At 35.5% G+C, this 1850-nt stretch carries 2 protein-coding genes; both read right to left on the reverse strand.

Going from position 1 to position 1850, the window contains the following annotated elements:
- Positions 1-57 precede the first annotated feature (57 nt).
- Positions 58-1221: an RNA-guided endonuclease InsQ/TnpB family protein gene (locus HED67_RS00025; protein WP_221717122.1), complete on the reverse strand. Its 1164-nt coding sequence runs from the start codon at positions 1219-1221 to the stop codon at positions 58-60.
- Positions 1169-1831, reverse strand: coding sequence for an IS607 family transposase (locus tag HED67_RS00030; RefSeq protein WP_221717123.1), 663 nt, complete (start codon positions 1829-1831; stop codon positions 1169-1171). The genes HED67_RS00025 and HED67_RS00030 overlap by 53 nt, the downstream gene beginning before the upstream one ends.
- Positions 1832-1850 lie beyond the last annotated feature (19 nt).

Genomic DNA, 1850 nt, shown 5'->3' on the forward strand with positions numbered 1-1850 from the left:
CATAGGCGTAAATTCCGGACTAACGTATCCGTACATATTTGCATTAACGTTTCAGTGTTAGCTTGCAAATCGTTCTCCATAAGCCTTGAGATTTATAGATGCCTGGAAATCTCTGTCAATCATATTCCCACATTCACATCTATAAACCCTGTCAGATAACTTCAAATCTTCTTTGATGTTTCCACAGCAGCTGCAAAGCTTTGATGATGGATAAAACCGATCAGCCACAATAAGCTGGATCCCTTTATCATTGCATTTGTATTCGAGCTGTTTTCTAAACCAAAAAAATCCTTGTTCCTGTACTGCTTTGGATAGATGTCTATTTTTCATCATTCCGCTGACATTCAGATCCTCAATACAAATAAATCTTGGCTTTCGATTTACGATCTCAGATATGGTCTGATTCAAATAGTTTTTACGGATGTTTGTTAATCTGTGATTTCGTTTTAATAAAAGTTTTTCCTTTTTGATTACATTATTTGTTTTACAGTAACTTTCCCCTTTCTTATTTTTCTCGTAAGAACGAGAGATACTACGCTGTAATCTACGTTTCTGTTTTTCCAGTTTCTTTACTGTCTGACTCTTATTGATGTTCTTATACTTAACGGCATCAGAGCAGACAGCTAAGTCTTTAATTCCTAAGTCTATGCCAACTCCATCATCATTAAGTGTTTCCTTGCAGTCAGGAAATTCTACACATACACTGATCCACCAGTTCAATCCATCAAAGGATATTCTCGGATTCATATATTTAACATCTGTTGGAATACGTCCATGTTCTGCAAGTCTTACCCAATTCTTTTTTTGCTTATTTGCTTTCCTGCTGGAAGAAAAACCTTCAAGCTTAACGTGGGTATTACTGAATTGTATCTTAACGTTATCCTGATAGAACTTCGGCATTGATCTCTTTCTGGACTTGAATCTTGGGAATTTTTGCAAACCCTTGAAAAAGTTCTTATACGCAGTACAGGCATCTTTGATCGCCTGTTTGGTTACATTATTTGAAATATTTAATAACCATGCGTATTCATCAGAATGTCTAAGCTTTGTAAATTCTTTTCTGAGTTCTGGATCTGAAATGAATTTGCCACCTTTTTCGTAACTTTCTTTTTCCCTGGCCAAAGCCCAGTTATAAGCAAATCTTGAAGCTCCTGCGTACTGAAACATCTTAGTTTTCTGTACGTTGTTTGGTATCAACATTACTTTTATGGCTTTTACCATCTGTTTCCTCCTGCTGCATCAATTCCCGGATAAGTTTCTTAGCTTTGTTCGCTCGTTTTCCTTGTAATTTGCAACTGAATACTGTGATTATCTGAACCAGATCTTCAACAAGTTCCTGCTGTTCAGATTTTTCAGTATTATCAATAATCTCAATCTCACAATTATAAAGTGAAGCAATATATTCTATCAACTCAAAACCAAATCGCAATAGCCTGTCTTTATATAAAACAACAACCTTTTCAACCTGATTTTGAGAAATTCGTCTGATCAATTCCTGAAGCCCTTTTTTCTTATAATTAGTCCCAGAACCGATATCACTTATTATCTCAAACGGCTGCCCTTTTGCCAGAAGATATGTCTTGACATTATCAATCTGTCGTTCCAAATCATCTTTTTGTTTATGGCTTGAAACGCGACAATATCCAATTGTAATGCGATTTTTAGGCGTTACATTTATTACCTGGTTGAGTTGCTCATCGGAATAATATCTATAGCCACTTACTGTAGTATGATGCGGATGAAGTTTTCCATTGGCATCCCAATTTCGTAATGTCTGAGCAGATACGCCTATAATTTTTGAAAATTCATGTATAGAATAATATTTACTCAAAGTATCAACTCCTTTCAAT

The sequence above is a fragment of the Pseudocoprococcus catus genome (assembly GCF_019734885.1).
Taxonomy (GTDB): Bacteria; Bacillota; Clostridia; order Lachnospirales; family Lachnospiraceae; genus Coprococcus_A; species Coprococcus_A catus.

Bases quoted from the DNA above. Each gene is read 5' to 3' on its own strand.
- HED67_RS00025 (WP_221717122.1), bottom strand. From the start codon at position 1,221: ATGGTAAAAGCCATAAAAGTAATGTTGATACCAAACAACGTACAGAAA.